The organism is Desulfolutivibrio sulfodismutans DSM 3696, from assembly GCF_013376455.1.
GTDB lineage: Bacteria > Desulfobacterota > Desulfovibrionia > Desulfovibrionales > Desulfovibrionaceae > Desulfolutivibrio > Desulfolutivibrio sulfodismutans.
This window is the reverse complement of sequence record NZ_CP045504.1, coordinates 4,196,842-4,214,187: the sequence shown is the minus strand read 5'-3', so window position 1 is coordinate 4,214,187 and position 17,346 is coordinate 4,196,842. Positions and strand designations below refer to the sequence as shown.

The window sequence follows — 17,346 nt, the reverse complement described above, 5'->3', positions numbered from 1 at the left end:
AGGCCGCCATGAAGAAACTCCCGTTGATCTTTTCCGCCTGCCTCCTGGCCGTTATCCTGACCCTTTCATCCTGCGCCGTTCTGCCCACGTCCTCCGACCCCGCCTCCGGCGGCCTGAGCGCCGAACAGGCCCAGGCCGGACTGGAATGGCTCGATGCCTCCCTGGCCAGGCTTTCGGCCGACGTGGCCGTGGCCAAGGCCATTGCGCCGGAAAAGGCCGACGCCATTGACGCGGCCGTGGGCGGCTATCTGGCCGAACTGCGCATGGGACTGGCCACCATCCGCGAGCAGCTCGCGGCCGGACGAACCGGCGCGGCCGACACCGTGTGGCAGACCATGCGGCCACTTGTGGGCCAGGCCGCCCTGCGGCTCCTCACGTACGGCGTCGGCGCGGTGGCCGGGAGCTAGGCCCATGCAGCGCGGACACATGGGGGGACTCCGCAAAATTGCGGCGTCGGAAGTCGGCCAAGCCATGCGGAACATGCATCTGTCGTTTGCATTGGTCAGTCTGGCGCTCTCGACGGTGTACCTCTGTCGCCAGGACATGGTGGACGCCTGTTTCTGGGCCGTCAATTTTTACGGCAACGCCATCCTGGCCAAGCGGTAGGAGGGAATATGTCCATCACCTTTGAAGAACTTGTGGCGATGTTGAACCAGGCTTTGGAGGCTCGGCGGCCGCTCCCTGTCGTTACCCCGGCGGAACTCCCCGCGCCGTCTGCCCCGAACCAGGACGAACTGATCGTGACGATGGCCGCCAGCTACCAGCTCCCTGAGGACATCGTGCGGGCCATGGTGCTGCACGAGTCGGTCGGGGGCATCACGCATGCCATCCGGTTTGAGCCAACATTTTATGACAAATACATCAAGGGCAGGGAGATGAACTACTGCCCGGAGCATTGCTCTCATGAAACCGAGCGCATCGGCCGGGCCACCTCGTGGGGGCTCATGCAGGTCATGGGCGAGACGGCCCGCTGCAACGGATTTCGTGGCTGGTTTCCGGAGCTTTGCACCCCCGTTGTCGGCCTGGAATGGGGCTGCCGCTATCTGCGGCGGTTGGCGGACAAACACCTGGCCGAGGGCGGCTGGCCCACGGTCATGCGGGCCTATAACGGCGGCCCGGGCAACAAGGACAATCTCGCCAGCCCGTACCCGGACAAGATCCTGGCCCTGATCCCGGGCAACGTCTGGCCGGAATAGGAGAAGCGCCATGCCTGAACAGCCCCAAAACCAAATCCCGCCGACGGCCGTGCCGCCGCAGGTGGCGGCGGCCCTGAGCGCCCTGGTCCAGGCCCTGGCCCCGGCCACGTCCGGCCCTACCGGGCTCGCGGAACAGCCTCCGGCCGACCAGCCCACGCCCGAGCAGACAACCCGGGCCCAGGCCGCCGAACCGGCCCAGCCGCCCGCCCCTCGCATGGCGGCATCGCCCCATCCCGTGCCCGAGGCCGGACCCGGTCTGGAATCCCGGGGAGACGTGCTGACCGCGATCCTGGCCAGAACCACGTCCGGACGGCTGCGGTCCCGCAAGCTGTGGACCATGGTGGGCGCCGTGACCACGCTTGTGGTGGACAACCTGGCGGGACTCAATCTGTCGCCTCTGACCCAGGGCCTGATCGCCGGAGTGGCGGCCGTGTACATCATCGCCCAGGCCCTGACGGACAGCGGGCAGGTGTGGGTCAAGGATGAGTAAGCAGCCGCCGTATCCCGAAACGCTCGGGGACATCACCTACGCCGCCCTGCGGCCGACGCTTGACGTGTTCGTGGTCACCTGGATCGGTGACTCGCCGTTGTCCCGGGCCATCCGGCATTTCGCCCCGGGCGGGTCGCATACCAGCATCGGGCTGCGTTTGTACGGCAGCCTGTTCCTGGCCGAGGCCATGATCGACGGCTTCGTCCTGTCCCGGGCCTCACGGCGCTTCCATGCCTACGACGGCGAGATCCTTATCCACCCCCTGGACCTGACGCCGGATCAGGCCGAGGCGGCAAAACAGTTGGCTCTGAATCTCATAAGCGCCCGCCTTGGATATGGATTCCGGACGCTTTTGGCCCTGGCTTGGCGCACGGTGCGCATGACCATGCGGCGGCCGGTCTGCTCCCAGGCGGGAACCTACATCCTGGTCGAGGCGGGGGTGATCCCGCCCCAGTTCACGGTGCTCTCGCCCGGAGGCCTGCGCTTTCTGCTGCCCCGGCCCTGGCGGCTGGCCCCATATTCCAAGGAGGGAGACCGGTAATGGATCAGGCCACGATTGCAGTGATCATCAAGGCCTTGGCCAGCGTGGACGCCACGGTGGTCTTGTATCTGGTTCTGGGGTTCGGCCTGACGCCGTTCGGGCTGGTGTGCCTGGTCATCTGCTTCTGGTGGCTCAACGAGCGCAAGCGCACCGAGAACGAGCGTAAGCGCCAGGAGGCCCTGTCGCAGTACCGCGAGGACATGCACAAGGTGCTCAAGGCCTATGGCGACGACCTCAAGGCCGTGGCGGCCTTCTACCGAGACAACGTGAAGCTGGTCGAGAGCTACGAGAAGATCGCGGATTCCTTGCAGGATACCGTGGTGCTCAACACCCAGGTCATGCAGAAACTCACGGACGCGGTCTGCACCAACCAGTTCTGCCCGGCCACCCGTCTGGCCAAGGGCGATTCCCCCCTGAAAGGTCCGTTGTAGCCGGAGGCAAACGTGTCTGAAATGCTGAAATTCAAGGGCCGTCGTCGGGAGCTGGAGCTTGCGGCCGAGGCGCAGCGTCTGCGGGTGCGCGGCCTGGTGCGGTCCCTGCGTGACGCCCTGGACCCCACCGTCTCGCCGGAGCACCTGCCCGGGGAACTGATCGCCTCCCAGGCCGTGGATCTGGCCGCCGCCCACGGCGAATTGCGGGGCCAGTTGGCCCAGATCGCCGAGATCGACCGCATCCTCGGAGGTTGATCCGTGGGCCGCGAACATCCCATGGAGGTCGTCGGCCGGGCCGAAGAACTGTACTGCGTGGACGGCCTGACCTTTGACGACACGGCCGTCCGGGCGGGCGTGGCCGTGTCCACGGTCAAACGCTGGGCCGAGCGGTACGGCTGGCAGGCCAAGCGCGAGGAGATACGCCAGGCCCTGTCCGCCATTCGCACGGACACCATCCGGCTTCGCGCCAAGCTCATCAACAACTGCCTGGGCTCCCTCCAAGCCATGGACGCCTTTGCCGTGGCCAAGATGGAAGAGGTGGCGCTCAAGGCCATGGAGCTGGCGGACAAGCGCGCCGAGTCCACGCCGCCCGCCAGTCCCCCCTTGCGCGAGATCACGAGCGAAGCCGACGCCGTGGCCGCCCTGGAAGAGGCGGTCGGGATACGGCTTTCCGCCCTCCTGGCCAGCCCGGACAAGGTGACGCTGACGGCGCTGAAGGAAATCAAGACGGTGCTCGATCTGCTGAAAGACATGCGCGCCCAGGCCGTTCCGGAGACGGACGAGGCCAGGAAGGATCGCGGCCTGACCGCTGCCACGGCGGATCGGATTCGGGCCATTCTCGGGGGCCAGGAATGAGCAACGCGCCGCTTTTGCTGTATCAGGTCCGCTGGAACCAGGACAAATCCCCGGTCAAGTTCTGCGTGAAGTCGCGCCGTGTCGGCCTGTCCTACGGCGACGCGTCGGAATCCTCCATGCTGGCGGGCTTGCGCGAAGCGGACGGCGGCATGAACACCTATTACATCTCCTACAACAAGGAGATGACCGAGACCTACGTCAAGGACACGGCCGGGTGGGCCAAGCGCCTGAACATCGCAGCCGGGGAATTCGAGGAGGTCGTCCTGGAGGATGAAAAGGACATCCTGGCCTACCGGGTACGCTTCGCCTCCGGGCATGCGGTAACGGCCTTGTCAAGCAAGCCCAAGAACCTGCGGTCCAAGAAAGGCCGCATTGTCATCGACGAAGCGGCCTTTTGCGAGGATCTGGAAGAACTCTTGAAGGCGGCCATCGCCCTGACCATGTGGGGCGGGTCCGTGGAGGTCATCTCCACGCACAATGGCGAAACGAACCCCTTCAACACCTATATCCTGGACATCCGGGCCGGAAAGTATCCGTACAGCCTGCATCGGGTCACGCTGGACGATGCCCTGGGCGAGGGCCTGTACCGCCGCATCTGCCAGGTGCGTGGGCTTTTGTGGTCTCCCGAGGCCGAGGCATCCTGGCGTCAGGGCCTGATCGACCTGTACGGCGACGGCGCGGACGAAGAGCTTTTCTGCATCCCCTCCCAGGGATCGGGCACGTACTTGACCCGGGCCATGATCGAAAGCTGCATGTCCCAGGCCATCCCGGTGCTGCGGTGGACCCCTCCGGCTGCGGATTTCGTGGACTGGCCCGAGGACCGGCGACACCGCGAGATGCGGGACTGGCTGGACGCCGAGCTGGGGCCGATCCTGGCCAACCTGCCCAAGGACGTCCGGTCGTACCTGGGCGAGGACTTCGGCCGCACGGGCGACTTGTCCGTGGATTGGCCGCTTTTGGAGATGACCTCGCTTGAGCTGGTCACGCCGGTTGTCCTGGAACTGCGAAATTGCCCGTTTCGGCAACAGGAGCAGGCGCTTTTCTACCTGTGCGACCGGCTGCCGCGTTTCTCCGGGGGCGCGCTCGATGCGCGCGGCAACGGCCAGTACCTGGCCGAGGTCGCCCGGCAAAACTACGGCCCGGACCTTATTCAGGAAGTGATGCTGTCCGAGACCTGGTACCGGGAGCACATGCCCAAGCTCAAGGCCGCCTTCGAGGACAAGACGATCCTTGCCCCGAAGGATGCACTCATTTTGGATGACCTGCGCGCCTTCAAGGTCGTCAAGGGCGTGGCCAAGATCCCCGAGGCCCGCACCGGGGCCAAAGATGAAAAACGCCACGGCGACGCGGGCGTGGCCGCCGCCCTGGCCGTGTTCGCGGCCAAGACCATCGAATGCGATTCCTTCGAGGTCATCACGGCCTCGCCCTACCGGGTGAACACGCTCTTTCGTGGCTATGGGGGACGGTAATGCCGGGACTGTGGCTGTCTGATTCCGATTATATGGACCTGGACCGGATCATCCCGGCGGACATGCTGGGCGAGGTGGCGGTGCGCTCGGCGGCGTCGTGGCTGGGCATCCTGCCGGACCCTGACCCCGTGCTGCGACAGCGCGGCGACGACGCCACGGTCCTGGAGGCCCTGACGGCCGACGACAAGGTGTTTTCGTCCATCCAGGGCCGCAAGATTAAGACCCTCAACAAGTCCAACTACCGTTTCGAGCCGGGACACGAGGAAGACCAGGACGCGACGCCCGAGGCCGTGGCCCTGGCCAGGGCCATCACCAAGGATCTGGAGCGCGTGAATCTGCGTAACCTGTTCTCCGAAATCCTGGACGCGCCGTACTTCGGTTACACGCCGGTCGAGATCATCTGGCGGCTGGACGGCGGCGTCTACCGCATCGACCGGGTGGAGGGCAAGCCAAGGAAGTGGTTTATCTTCGACGCCAAAAACCGGCTGTGCTTTCGGGGGGAAGACATGGCCGAAGGACGGCCGGTGCATCCCTTCAAGTTCGTTTTGCCCCAACACTTCCCGACCTACGAAAATCCCTACGGTCTGCGCATCCTTTCACGCTGCCTGTGGCCGGTGGCCTTCAAGCAGGGCGGGGTGGAATTTCTTATGCGGTTCGCGGAGAAGTTCGGGCAGCCATGGGTGGTGGGCGAGGCCCGCCCTGGCGCGCTTCTGCCCGAGCGGCAGGAGATGCTGTCCGCCCTGGCCAGCATGGTGCGCGACGCCGTGGCCGTGGTCTCGGGCGGGTCAAAGGTTACGGTGCATGAGATGGCGGGCCGGGCCGGGTCGCTGCATACCGGCATCGTGGAGCTTTTCAATTCCGCCATCGCCCAGGTCATCCAGGGCCAGACGCTGACCCAGGACGTGGGCGACCGGGGCACCCAGGCCCTGGGCACGGTGCATCATCAGGTGTTGGAGGATTTCGCGGCCTGCGACGAGGCCCTTTTATGCACGGCCATGACCGATCTGGCCTGGGTTTACGGCCAGGTCAACGCCCCGGGCGTCTTGACGCCGGTCTTTGCGTTCGTCGAGCCCGAAGACCTCCGGGAAAAGGCGTCCCTGGGCAAGGATTTGTTCGGGCTCGGGGCGCGGTTCACGGCCAAGTATTTCGAGGGCTACGGCCTGTCGCCGGACGAATTCACCGTGGCCACGGACACGGCGGCGGCCGTTCCCGAAGAGGCCATAGGAGAAGATGACCAGGGGCAGGCCTTCGCCGAGGGCGAGGAAGGTGGACGGCGCCAGTACACGCCCGCACAACAGGCCGTGGAGAACCTGGTGGCCGGGGCGCTGCCCCTGGCCGAGGCTGCGGCCGCCGATATGGCCAAGTCCATCATGGACCTGGTGCGGAAAGCTGAAACGGCGGATGATCTGTTGCTGCTTTTATCCGAGTCCCTGGGCGACCTGGACGCGTCGGAATTCGAGGCCGTGCTGGACGCGGCCATGACGGCGGCCCAACTCGTCGGCGTAGGGTCCGCCCGCGACGAGGCCGGGCAGGCGGCCGGGGGCGGCGATGGCTGATCCCGGCTGGATGGTGCTCGCGCCGGTGCCGCCCAAGGAGGCCGTGACCGTTCTGCGCGGCAAGGTTCCGGTCACCAAGACCCAGTGGCAGGCCATGGATGAGGCGTCCCGATCCAGGGCCTTTTTCGTCTCCGGTCTGGCCCGGGCGGACATGGTGGCCGCCGTGCGGGACTCGCTTCTGGCCGCCCTGGAGTCGGGGCAGACCCTGGGCGACTGGAAGTCCGGCCTTATCAGCCAATTTGAGAAAAACGGCTGGCAGCCCTTGCGGTCACATCACTTGAATACGATCTTTCGCAATAATCTGGCCTCCGCGTATCAAGCTGGTCGCTGGTCTCAATTTCAGCGTAACAAGCGCTTTTTCGGGTATCTAATGTATGATGCAGTCGATGATTCGCGGACTCGGCTTGAGCATCGGGCGCTAGATGGCCTCGTGTACCCAATAGATCATGAGTTCTGGGATGTCTGGTATCCTCCTAACGATCACTTGTGCCGATGCAGTGTAAGGGCGTTGACCGAAAGACAGGTCAAAGCCCGAAGCCTCAAGGTTAATACTGACATCCCGCGCGAGGTGGAGACCGATCAGGGGCTGGTCAGTCTCACCCCGAAACCGGGATTTGGAGGGAACACAGGTAAGGACTGGCTGTCCGGCCTGTCGCCCGAGCCGCTTGACGGGCCAATCCGGGACGTGCCCATCTCCGACCTGGCGAAGCGCATCTGCCGGGGAGGCGGCACGGCCTTCGCAGCCGGGGACGATCCGTGCGCCCCGCCCCTGGCCAGCCTGGACCGGCGGCACATCCTGCCCGTGGCCGCCGGGGACGTCCTGGCCCGGGGCCTGGCCCCCGATGCCTACGTCAAGGCGTTTCTGGCCGAGTTCGGCCTGAAGGGCCTGGATGAGAGCAAGGTGATCGCATTGCCCGGGGTCGGCCTCCCCGTGGTCGTCAGCAAGGGGTTCTTTGTGGACAAGCGCACAGGGGAATGGAAGGTCGAGAAGTCCGGACGCGCGCCCTACGTCAAGCTCTTGGCCCGAACGATCCAGTCTCCCTATGAGATATGGTCGGTCCCCGTGGAACTGTCCGGCAAGCCCACGGCAACCTTGCGCCTGATCCGGCGCTTCGACGTGGCGGATACGGAAATGGCAGGATTTGCTGTGTTCAATCTGACGCGGTCGCGGCTCTGGACCGCAGCCACGGCGTTCGTGCCCAAGGCCGGGGCGGCGATGGCCACGCTCTGGCGCTACCTGGATGGTCAGCGTGTGGGGACGCTCGTTTACCGGGAACCATAAAAAAACACCGGGGAGGTGCGGGCTCCCCGGCTGGCGACGCGCCTACCGATCCCCCCGCCGGGACTCGGACACGCCGTCATGATGGATATCAGGTAGTCCCGCTTTCCCCTCCGGTCAAGACTGCCCCCGTGGGGGCTTCCTCTCTCCCTCGTCCACCTTGCCCTCCATGCGGATCGGTGCGCGGTTTTCTAGACCTATTTAGACCTAGGTCTAAACCCGGTCTAGACCTATGCCGGGGACTCGGGGCGTGGTTCGGTTCGCCCCACCCCCTCCCGGGCCTTACAGCGCCGCATTTTGCACGCACGGCCACGCACCCCCGACTCACGCCGTACCATCGTCCCTGGATAGGGTCGCGGCCATGAACCTGACACCCTGGAACGAGATCGCCCGGGCCGGAACCTGGATCGCCATGTCCGGCCAATCCGTAAACCTGACCGAAGCCGACCTGGACCGGATTGTGGCCGGGTTTGCGGCCGACGATCCCGACGGCGCGCCGCTGGTGTTCGGGCATCCGACTGTCGACGCCCCGGCATATGGCTGGGTGTCGGGACTGCGCCGCGAAGGGGACCGGCTTGTGGCCGCGTTCCGAGATGTGCCGGAGGCGGTCAAGGCTCTGGTCGACGCGGGCCGTTACCGCAACGTCTCGGTCAAACTCACTCCGGACAAGGGCAGGCTGGTGCATGTGGGGCTGCTGGGGGCGACGCCCCGGCCATCAAGGGGCTTTCGCCGGTCAAATTCTCGGCGGGCGACGGCCTCACCATCGAATTTTCCAGCGGAGGAGACATGAACGAACTGGAACAGGCCCGGGCCCGCGTCCGCGAGCTCGAAGCCGAAAACGCCAAGCTCAAGGCCCAGGTGGCCGAGCTTGAGGGCCAGAGCAAGGCGGCAAAGGACGCCTCGGCCGCGGCGGAAAAGGCCTTTGCCGACTACCGGATCGAAGAGGCCGGACGCGGACGCGAAAAGCGGTTCGCCGAGCTGGTCAAGGCTGGCCGGGCCCTGCCCGGCGAGAAGGCCAAGACCCTGGCCTTCGCCGAGGCGCTGGCCGCCTCGACGGGCGACCTGGAATTCGCGTCTTCGGATGGCCAGACCGTGAAGGTGGCCAAGGAAGAGGCCTACTGGCGCGAGCTGGAGGCCCGGCCCGAAAACGGCCTGTGCCAGGAATTCGCCGCCCCGGCCGGAAGCGGCGCATCCGGCGGCGCGGTTCCGGCCGATCTGGCCAAGCACGTCTAAGGAGACAGCCATGACCATGCACTCGAAAATCGGGTCGTTTTCCTATGATGATGAACGGGCCCGGGGGGGCGGACATGATCCGGTGATCGTGTCCCGCAAGCTGGCGTCCGGGCTGGGGGAGCTGCCAGTGGGCCTGATCCTGTCCAGGGATCAGGCAGGGGCGGCCGTGCCCTACGAAGCGGTGGCCGCCGAGGCCATCGGCGCCGGGGACGGCACGGACAAGACCTTTTCGGCCACGTTGGCCAAGCATCCCGTGCAGCCGGGCAGCGTCGCGGTGTCCGACGGCGTGGAGGATTTCGCCGACGACGGCCTGGGCCGTCTGACCGGCGACGCCGGAGGTTCCGGAACGATCAATTACGCCACGGGCGCAGTGGCCGTGGAATTTCACGCCGCTCCCGCCAACGCCCGCGCCCGTCGAGGCCGCCTACGACCGGCAGTTCTCGGGCGTCCCTGGATGAGGCCGTGGACACGGCCCTGTCCGGGGCCGGTCTGGTCATCGTACACGGCTCGGTTCGCAAGGATGTGCTCAAGGTGGCGTGTCGGCCCCGGCCGCGCCCTCGGCCGCCCTGCTCGGGCGCATGGAAGATCACGGCATCTGGCTGTGTAACGGAGGAATCCCATGCTCGATATTCGCGGCCTGTTCACCAAAGAGGCCATCGTTCGCTATCTGATGGCGCTGCTGTTTTGAAGACGCCGGTCATGGATACGATTTTCGCCACCCGCCACAGCACCCGCTGCCCATGCTGGGCGTGGATGACGTGTCCGTGGTGGCCAACCCCCTGCCGGTGGTACGGCGCGGCGCGCCGTCCATCTCGGCCGTGTCCGAGTCCGGCAACATCGCCTTCTACGAGCCTCTGCCCGTGAGCGCCCACAAGTCCCGTGACCGGGGCGGACCTGCTCAACCTGCAAATGCTGCGGGGCGACGGCCTGGAGGCCTGGGCCGGGAAAAGACGGATCTGCTGCGCCGGGTCTGCCGCTGACACCGAGGCCCTGTGCGCCCTGGCCCTGACCGGGACGGTGGAGTGGCCCGTGCAGCTCGAAAAGGGCGGCTGGGAGGTCTACAAAATCGAATACGGCGACCCTTGTCCGCGATTCCGGGCACCCTGTGGGACGCCGGGGGGCGTCAAGCTCAAAGCGTGTTCGAGCTTTTGACGGCCATGCAGGAGTCCATCCAGGACAACGGTTTCGGCGGCCAGATCGTGACCTGGGCCGGAAAGGCCGCCTATAACGCCCTGTTCGCCATTGCCGAGGCCTCGGTCACCACGGCCAAGATGCGGGTGGAGATCACTGGAAAAGGGCATCGACGTGGGCGGCTACCTGGTGGAGCGGCGCAGCGAACGCAACCGCAACCCGCAGACCGGGGCGATGACGCCGGTGGTGGCCGACGACGACGTGGTGATGGTCGCCCTGGATGCCGGACACAAGCTGCCCTACTGCGCCTGGACGATCTGGACGCCAATCTCCAGCCCTGCCGTTTTTCGTCAAGCCGATCAGAAGAGCGACCCGAGCAGCTACAGGCTGGTCGGGATGTCCAAGCCGTTCCCGGTGCCCAACGTGAAGGGCATCTGCGGGCCACGGTCCTGTCCTGATCACGCGGTCCGGCGCCGGCAGCCGCGCCGGGACCATCCATGTGGGGGGGTGACGCATGGCTTCCTATTCCGATCCGGCCGATCTGGCCGCCATCATGCCCAGCCGGGACATTCTGGAACTGGCCGTTGACGACGGCCAGATCGACGACATGAGGATGACGAGGTCGTGGCCGTCTGGCCGCCGTCATCAGCGAGGCGGATCGGGAAATCGACGCCTACGCCGGGCAGGTCGCAGCCGTGCCCTGGCCTATGTTCCGCCGCTCATCCGGCATCTGTCCAGCCGCATCGCCCGGTATCGCCTCCACGCCCGGCGCAGCCACATGGAGACGCCCAAGGCCGTGGTCCGGGACTACGAGGACGCCCTGCGCAACCTCTCGCGCATCGCGTCCGGAGCCGTGGCCTGGCCACGGGGCCGGACGTGGAGACCGTCCCGGACCCGGGCGGCGTCCTGGTGTCCGCTCCGGAGCGCCTGCGGTTCGGGGACCGGACCTGGCGGAGGTTCCCCCGTGTCTGATTGGCGCGCCGGATATGCCGTCTCCCCAAAATTGGGGCGGCGGGGCGTCCCGGCTTTGCGTGCCGCGCCGGGCATTTCGCCGACACAATTTTGTGTCGGCAAGGTGCCCCCATGTCTGACTGGCGCATCGACGTGGATACGTCCCGGTGGACGCGCTGCTTTCCCAGCTCGCACGGAAGCTGGCGGACTTGAGCGGTCCCATGGATGCCATCGGGCTCCTCGTGTCGGAGTCCGTGCGCGACAACTTCAAGCGCGGGGCTGGCCCGGACGGAGCGGCCTGGAAGAAAAGCCGCCGGGCGGTGGAGCAAAACGGGCAGACCCTGGTGGATACCGGCCTCCTGCGGTCAAGCATCACCCACCAAGGCGGGGAAGATTTTGTGGTGATCGGCACCAACCTTCCGTACGCCGCCGTGCATCAATTCGGCGGCCGCACCCAGCCCCGGGTCATCAGGGCGAGAAACGGCAAGACCCTGGCCTTCACCATCGGCGGCCGGACGATCTTCCGGCGCTCGGTCAACCATCCCGGGTCCGTGATCCCGGCCCGGCCGTTTCTGGGCGTGCGGGCGAGGACTGGCCGGAGATCGAGGCCATCCTGACGGCGTACCTGGAGGACTGACATGGATATGGGGCTGGACCTGACTGCGGTCGAGGCGGGCATCCTGGCCACGCTTATGCCTCTGACGGAATCCCACGGGTGGCGACCCTGAAGGGATATGAGGGGGAGCTGTCCAGCGTCGAGGATCTGAAGGCCGCCCTGCCCGGTTGCCGGGAGTGCTTGTGACCTACGTCGGGTCGCGGCTTCTGCCGGACGAGGGCGGCGGCGGCCGCCTCGAACGCATGACCTGGACGGCGCTGGTTGCGGCCAAGTCGTTGCGGTCCAAAGCCGAGGCCAAGGAGGGCGGCTACGGGCTCCTGGACGGCGTCAAAAAAGCGCTGTGGGGCGAGATCGTCGCCCCGGGGCTCACCCCGGCCGAACTGACCCGCCGGGAGGTGGTTTTTCAGGACAGCGGCCTGGCCGTGTACGCGGCCACGTTTGAAATCGAACAACGGGTCAGCCCGTACTAGGAGGCAAGGATATGGCCATTTCCCCCATCAAGGAATCATTCAAAGGGTCCGGGCACCTATTGCTCGACATCTTCGACGCCGACGGCAAACCGACCGGCGTCTATCACCAGTTCGGCAACTGCACGTCGCTGACGCTGACGCCGCAGAGCGAAACCGAGACCCGGGAGTCCAACTATCCCGAGTCCTATGGCGAAGAGCTGGAAAGCATCACTCAGAAAAGACCCACCAAGTTCAAGATGACGGGCAACGACGTGCCGAGAAAGGTGTTGGCATTGGCCGTCTTCGGCAAAGACGTGGATTTCGAACAGGAGGCGGCCACGGCAGATCAGACCCTCGTCGTGACGCCCACGCCGGGCACGGTGACCCTGCTGCCCACGTCAACGTCCTGGCGGCCGGCTGGCCATCGCCCCGGCCGCGGGTGACGCCCTGGTCCTGGGCACGGACTACGAGGTCGACCTGAAGGGCGGCGCGGTGAAATGGCTGGAGACGGCCAAGGTCACCGGTTCGCTTACGATCACCTACCGCCACGGCGCGACCGAGGGCTATGCCATCACCATCGGCACCGAGGCCCAGATCAAGGGGCTCTGCGGTTAAACGGCAAGAACCACACCAACGGCGCGGCCTGCATCCTGGACATCTGGGGTGCGTCCTTCAGCCCCACCACCGAACTGGATCTGATGGGCAAAACGTTTCTGAGCCCCACCTTTGAGGGCCAGATCCAGGTCATGCCCGGCCATGACGAACCCGCGCTCTTGAGGAGCTTCTAACATGGCCAAGACCAAGACCATCACGCTCCCTGTCCCCACGGACGCCGAGCCCCAGGCCGTGCGCGAGGTGACCCTGCACGAGCTTCGGATCGGCACGATCCTGGATCTGCTCGAGCGCGCCAGGGACGGCGGCCAGGGCACGGACCCCCTGGCGGCCCTGTCCGAACTCCTGACCTCCGGCCAGGTGCTCACCGGACTGTCGCTCGACGACCTCAAGCGGCTGGCCCCGTCCGACCTGGGTACGCTCTGGGAGGCCTTCCAGGAGGTGAACGCCGCTTTTTTGGCCTGCTCCGGAAAACGGGGATCTTGGACAAGGCGACGGCGATCTTCCTGGACGGGGTGCGGCGGAAGATTGGGGCCGCCTCTGGCGGGCCTGCTGCCGCCTTCTCCGGGCCGGGCATTCCGGCGTCCGGGGATACACCTGGACCGAGTTCACCCTCGCCCTAGCCGAGGCCGATTCGGCTGACTGGGCCGCGTTCGCCCAGGCGGCCCTGGCCGCGCGTCTGGCCCTGGCCGGACAGGACGATTTTGAGCGCATCCTGCAAAGCTTCGAGGGCTGACGACGTGGCGAACGACTTCCTTCTTTCCATCCTCATCCAGGCCAAGGACGCGGCCTCCCAGACGGTCAAGGCCGTCGGGGAGGCCGTGCGCTCCTTGGCGGCGAGGCCGCCGCGGCACCAAGGGCGTGGGGGGACTGGATACGGCCACGGCGGAGGCGTCCGGCTCGGTGTCCAGGCTCGGGCTGTCCGTGGGGCTGTGGACCGAAGCGGTCAACGCCGGGGTTAATGCGGCGCGTTCGTTCATCACGGAGCTGAGAAACTTCGTGGTGGGTGTGGTCAATACCACGGATCGCTTTGAGGGCCTGACAAATGCCCTGGACACCATCACCAAGGGACGCGGGGCCGAGACGTTTAAGGAATTAAACGACTGGGCCAAGAAGATGCCGCTGTCCACCGAAGAGGCCATCCAGGCGTACATCCGCCTGAAGGCGATGGGCCTGGACCCGACACTAGAAACCATGACCACGCTGGTGGACACCACCGGGGCGCTTGGCGGCAGCGTCGATATTTTCAACCGCATCACCCTGGCCTTGGGGCAGGCCGCCACCAAGGGGCGGCTCATGGGCGAGGAGGTCCGCCAGTTCGCCGAAGCGGGCATCCCGATTTACGACATCCTGCGGGAGAAATTGCAGCTCACCCAGGAGCAAATGCGGCAAATCGGCCTGGAAGGCATCGACGCGTTTACGGCCATCCCGGCGATCATTGAGGGCATGGCGGAACGTTTCGGCGGCCAGGCCTCGAAGATGCAGCAACAATGGTCGGGATTAATGGAAACCCTGGGATCGATCTGGAAGGACTTTGCGCGCCAGATCGGCGACGCCGGTTTTCTTGACTACCTCAAACAGAAGGCCCGCGATGTGCAGACCGCCCTGGAGGAAATGGCCGAAACCGGCGAGCTTCAGGCCTGGGCGCAAACCATCTCGTCATTATTGGTCGGTGTTGCCGACACCATATCCGTCGTCGCCGGATTCGTGACAGAATTTTCCGATGTCTGGGCGGCGCTGCTTGTGGCTCTAGCCGTTTCCCGGATCACCGCCGCGACCACGGCGCTGCTCGGCCTGGGCAAGGCCTTGGCGGCCTTCTCCCTCGCCAATCCGGTTCTTGCCGCGTTAGCTCTCGCCCTGGGGACTGTATACGCGGCGATGGAACTTTTTCAAGACCGCTCACGGGAAACAGCCCAGGCGATGGGTGAATCCCGCAAGGCCGCTTTGGATAACGTGGCGGCTCTTCAAGATCTTGAAGGGCGGCTTTTGCGGACGGCCGCAGGGTCCGAGGAACACGCCGCGGCCGAGATGGAATTGGCGAAGGTGTTGCCAGCCGCGAATCTGGCCCTGGACGAACGCGGCCGGGTGCTGGCCCGGGCGGCGTCCGCCGAAGATGAAAACCTGATCAAGCTGCGGGAATTGATCGCGCTGCGCGAACAGGAAGCGGACATGCTGCTGGTCACCCATATCGAGGCCCAGGCGCGGGCATATCAGAACGCGGCGGTCTGGCTGGAGACGTATTCCCGAAACATGCGGGAGATGTACGGCATCGGCCAGGAGGAGGCCAGGTCGTTTTATCAGGAAGTTCTCTTGGGGATGAACAAGCTTTTTGGTGTGTACGACGCCGATGTGCAGGCGGGCGAAAAAAAGCGCAACGAGATGTCGAAGACCCGGGCCGGTTACCTGGAGCTGCTTAAAAGCGCTGAAAAGGCGGGGATGTCCGTTGATGACCTCGCCAGAAGTCTGGATCGGGTGGGCGCTTCCGACGGGGTCAAGGAGGAAGTCCTCAATTCCTACCGCCAGCTTGTCGGCGTCCTGGACGATGCCGGGCAGGCGGCCCAGCGGCAGGCCCAGGTGGCGGAGTCCGCCGGGGCCCAGGCCTACGACCGCATGGCCCAAAAGGCCCAGGACACCTATTCCAAAAAGGCCGAGGCGGCGCGCACGGCCCACAATGCCGAAGTCGAAAACATTGGCAAGCTTAAGCTCACGGAAGACGAAGAGGCCGCCAAGCGTCTGGCGGCCGATGGGGCCTTCCATTCCTCCCGGCTGGCCGCCGCCCGCGCCCACTATCAAACCCTGGCCGACCAGTTGGCCGGATTTTTCTCGCGCGGCGAGATCACCCAGACCGAATATCAGTCCCGGCTGGGGGCGCTGGAACGCCAGTACAATACGGAATACGGCGCCATCCTGGCCGAGCGCCAGGAACTCCTGCGGGTGCGCCTGGCCGAGGCCGAAAAGGCCTACGACACGCACTTGGCCAAGATCAATTCCCTGGAAAACTCCCTCCTGGCGGATGATATGCGCCGGGAATCGGCCCTGGCCGACATCCGGCAGCGGGGCATGGATGGTGCGGCCAAAGACCGGGACAACCTGGCCCGGGTCAACCAGTTGTTGTCCTCCAGCGAGGAATCCCTAGCCAAGGCCACGGGCTTAAGCGGCAAGGAGCGGGAACAGGCCCTGGAACAGGCCCGGATGTACGCCGAGCAGGCGGCCGGGCTGTCCGGCAGGCTTTCGGACGCAAGCCAGGCCACGGATGCGGTCAATCGCTCCTTTGACCAGCTCTCCAAGGTCAAGGTCACATCCCTTTCCGACCTGGAAGACGACGCGGCCGCCAGCAAGCAGAACCTGGAGAGCCTGCGGGCGGAGATGGGCAACATCACGGCCACCATCAAGGCCTTGGCCGACCAAACCGTGACCCTGACCCTGGACCCCGGCATCACGGAAAAGGTGGCGGGCCTGCGCCAGGATCTGGAGGCGGCGGCCGAGGACGTGACCATCACCGTGGTCGCCGACACCGAGACGGCCAAAACCAACATCGCCGCCTTGAATGAGATCGAGACCACCTCGCCGCATACGGTCAAGGACAATGCGACGGATGTCCTGGCCGAGATACGCTCCTTGGACGGGCAGAACACGGAAAGCACCCACACCATCTACGTCCAGCGTGTAGAGGCCGCCGCCGCAGGCGGCCTGATCGGCGAGGTCGCGCGGTTCGCGGCCGGAGGCTGGCACCGGGTGGCCGGGCTTTTACCGGGATACGGCGGCGGCGACCGGCGTCCGGCCATCCTGGAAGACGGCGAATTCGTGGTCAACAAGTCCACCGTGCGGCTGTTCGGCCCGGATCTTTTCTATGCCCTCCAGGATGCGGCGCGAAGCGGCCTGGGCGCTTTGCGCGACCAGGTGCGCGGGGCCTTGCGCGTCCCAGGGTTTTCCCTGGGCGGGCTGGCGTCGGCACGTATCCGCGAGGCCACGCGACCCGTCCTGTCCTTGGCCACCGGCGGTCTGGTTCCAGCATCGGCCACGGCCGCGACCATGCCGGACCTGGGCCGGGTGGTGCTTGAGATCGGCGGCGCGGACGTGCCCGCATACATGTCCGCCGACATGCTGGAAAACCTGGAAAGCGCCCTGCGCCGGGCAAAGCTCACGAGGAAGCTGTGAACTCCCTGGCGGGCATCGACCTGGAAGATCTGTCCTGGCCGGGAGAGCTTTCGCCGTATGGACTGGAGGCCGAGGTGGACGTGACCCTGTCCGGACGCCCGGTCGTCTGGGAGCGGCCGCGCCAGGGCGGCAGGCCCATCGACCTGGCGGGCGGCGCAAACACTGCCTGGCTGCCGCGCGCGACACTTCTGGCCCTGCGTGGACTGGCCGACATCCCGGGCGGTGTTTTCGACCTGGCCTGGGACGGCGAGATCTACCGCGTCCGGTTTCGCAACGAGGACGCCCCGGCCATCGAGGCTGAGGCCGTCCGGCCCGGGCCGGGCATCCCGGCCGCCATGAAGTACCGTAATATCGTCATCAAGCTCATGGAGGTTTGAAA

The 17,346-nt window shown here is 65.9% G+C and carries 23 protein-coding genes and 1 pseudogene; all 24 read left to right on the top strand.

Translation table 11 applies throughout. The features are described 5' to 3' along the window. Positions 1–8 precede the first annotated feature (8 nt). The 24 genes and pseudogenes from GD606_RS19200 (at position 9) to GD606_RS19090 (ending at position 17,344) form a co-directional block, all read left to right on the top strand. On the top strand, positions 9–407 hold the full coding sequence (locus tag GD606_RS19200; protein WP_163301370.1) for a hypothetical protein: 399 nt from the start codon (positions 9–11) through the stop codon (positions 405–407). A gap of 4 nt (positions 408–411) precedes the next feature. Then, positions 412–606 carry a hypothetical protein gene (locus tag GD606_RS19195; protein WP_163301371.1) on the top strand — a complete coding sequence of 65 codons (195 nt, stop codon included), beginning with the start codon at positions 412–414 and terminating at the stop codon, positions 604–606. A gap of 8 nt (positions 607–614) precedes the next feature. Beyond that, complete coding sequence (locus tag GD606_RS19190; RefSeq protein ID WP_163301372.1) at positions 615–1,196, top strand: transglycosylase SLT domain-containing protein; 582 nt, start codon at positions 615–617, stop codon at positions 1,194–1,196. Between the two features lie 10 nt (positions 1,197–1,206). Further along, complete coding sequence (locus GD606_RS19185; protein ID WP_163301373.1) at positions 1,207–1,686, top strand: hypothetical protein; 480 nt, start codon at positions 1,207–1,209, stop codon at positions 1,684–1,686. Beyond that, on the top strand, positions 1,679–2,227 hold the full coding sequence (locus GD606_RS19180) for a hypothetical protein (protein WP_163301374.1): 549 nt from the start codon (positions 1,679–1,681) through the stop codon (positions 2,225–2,227). The genes GD606_RS19185 and GD606_RS19180 overlap by 8 nt, the downstream gene beginning before the upstream one ends. Further along, on the top strand, positions 2,227–2,658 hold the full coding sequence (locus GD606_RS19175) for a hypothetical protein (RefSeq protein ID WP_163301375.1): 432 nt from the start codon (positions 2,227–2,229) through the stop codon (positions 2,656–2,658). The genes GD606_RS19180 and GD606_RS19175 overlap by 1 nt, the downstream gene beginning before the upstream one ends. Before the next feature lie 12 nt (positions 2,659–2,670). Further along, complete coding sequence (locus GD606_RS19170) at positions 2,671–2,913, top strand: hypothetical protein (protein WP_163301376.1); 243 nt, start codon at positions 2,671–2,673, stop codon at positions 2,911–2,913. 3 nt (positions 2,914–2,916) lie between these two features. Then, positions 2,917–3,513 (top strand): hypothetical protein, encoded by a 597-nt coding sequence (locus GD606_RS19165; RefSeq protein ID WP_163301377.1) that lies wholly within the window; start codon positions 2,917–2,919, stop codon positions 3,511–3,513. After that, positions 3,510–4,982: a hypothetical protein gene (locus GD606_RS19160; RefSeq protein WP_163301378.1), complete on the top strand. Its 1,473-nt coding sequence runs from the start codon at positions 3,510–3,512 to the stop codon at positions 4,980–4,982. Before GD606_RS19165 ends, GD606_RS19160 begins: the two co-directional genes overlap by 4 nt. After that, positions 4,982–6,538 carry a phage portal protein family protein gene (locus GD606_RS19155; protein ID WP_163301379.1) on the top strand — a complete coding sequence of 519 codons (1,557 nt, stop codon included), beginning with the start codon at positions 4,982–4,984 and terminating at the stop codon, positions 6,536–6,538. Before GD606_RS19160 ends, GD606_RS19155 begins: the two co-directional genes overlap by 1 nt. Then, positions 6,531–7,820 carry a PBECR2 nuclease fold domain-containing protein gene (locus GD606_RS19150; protein ID WP_246298900.1) on the top strand — a complete coding sequence of 430 codons (1,290 nt, stop codon included), beginning with the start codon at positions 6,531–6,533 and terminating at the stop codon, positions 7,818–7,820. The genes GD606_RS19155 and GD606_RS19150 overlap by 8 nt, the downstream gene beginning before the upstream one ends. A 358-nt stretch (positions 7,821–8,178) precedes the next feature. Next, positions 8,179–8,607 carry a hypothetical protein gene (locus GD606_RS19145; RefSeq protein ID WP_176629366.1) on the top strand — a complete coding sequence of 143 codons (429 nt, stop codon included), beginning with the start codon at positions 8,179–8,181 and terminating at the stop codon, positions 8,605–8,607. Continuing rightward, positions 8,604–9,050 (top strand): hypothetical protein, encoded by a 447-nt coding sequence (locus GD606_RS19140; RefSeq protein WP_176629365.1) that lies wholly within the window; start codon positions 8,604–8,606, stop codon positions 9,048–9,050. The genes GD606_RS19145 and GD606_RS19140 overlap by 4 nt, the downstream gene beginning before the upstream one ends. A gap of 10 nt (positions 9,051–9,060) precedes the next feature. Continuing rightward, a complete protein-coding gene (locus GD606_RS19135) occupies positions 9,061–9,657 on the top strand; it encodes a hypothetical protein (RefSeq protein ID WP_176629364.1) in 597 nt (198 codons plus the stop codon). A 133-nt stretch (positions 9,658–9,790) separates the two neighbouring features. After that, a complete protein-coding gene (locus tag GD606_RS19130; protein WP_176629363.1) occupies positions 9,791–10,030 on the top strand; it encodes a hypothetical protein in 240 nt (79 codons plus the stop codon). Positions 10,031–10,132: 102 nt separating this feature from the next. Beyond that, positions 10,133–10,639: a hypothetical protein gene (locus GD606_RS19125; protein ID WP_176629362.1), complete on the top strand. Its 507-nt coding sequence runs from the start codon at positions 10,133–10,135 to the stop codon at positions 10,637–10,639. Between the two features lie 56 nt (positions 10,640–10,695). Then, positions 10,696–11,031: pseudogene (locus GD606_RS20975) on the top strand (phage protein Gp36 family protein); the annotation flags it as partial. Between the two features lie 268 nt (positions 11,032–11,299). Beyond that, positions 11,300–11,749, top strand: a complete 450-nt coding sequence (locus tag GD606_RS19115) for a phage virion morphogenesis protein (RefSeq protein ID WP_176629361.1) — start codon at positions 11,300–11,302, stop codon at positions 11,747–11,749. 166 nt (positions 11,750–11,915) lie between these two features. After that, positions 11,916–12,218, top strand: a complete 303-nt coding sequence (locus GD606_RS19110) for a phage protein Gp37 (RefSeq protein WP_281362020.1) — start codon at positions 11,916–11,918, stop codon at positions 12,216–12,218. A gap of 11 nt (positions 12,219–12,229) precedes the next feature. Next, a complete protein-coding gene (locus GD606_RS19105) occupies positions 12,230–12,640 on the top strand; it encodes a phage tail tube protein (protein ID WP_176629359.1) in 411 nt (136 codons plus the stop codon). Between the two features lie 49 nt (positions 12,641–12,689). After that, positions 12,690–12,812, top strand: a complete 123-nt coding sequence (locus tag GD606_RS20830) for a hypothetical protein (protein ID WP_281362019.1) — start codon at positions 12,690–12,692, stop codon at positions 12,810–12,812. A gap of 174 nt (positions 12,813–12,986) precedes the next feature. After that, on the top strand, positions 12,987–13,451 hold the full coding sequence (locus GD606_RS19100) for a phage tail assembly protein (protein WP_176629358.1): 465 nt from the start codon (positions 12,987–12,989) through the stop codon (positions 13,449–13,451). A 219-nt stretch (positions 13,452–13,670) separates the two neighbouring features. Beyond that, entirely contained in the window at positions 13,671–16,967 is a 3,297-nt protein-coding gene (locus tag GD606_RS19095) for a tape measure protein (RefSeq protein ID WP_176629357.1), read from the top strand. Beyond that, positions 16,964–17,344: a hypothetical protein gene (locus tag GD606_RS19090; protein ID WP_163301389.1), complete on the top strand. Its 381-nt coding sequence runs from the start codon at positions 16,964–16,966 to the stop codon at positions 17,342–17,344. The genes GD606_RS19095 and GD606_RS19090 overlap by 4 nt, the downstream gene beginning before the upstream one ends. Positions 17,345–17,346: the final 2 nt, after the last annotated feature.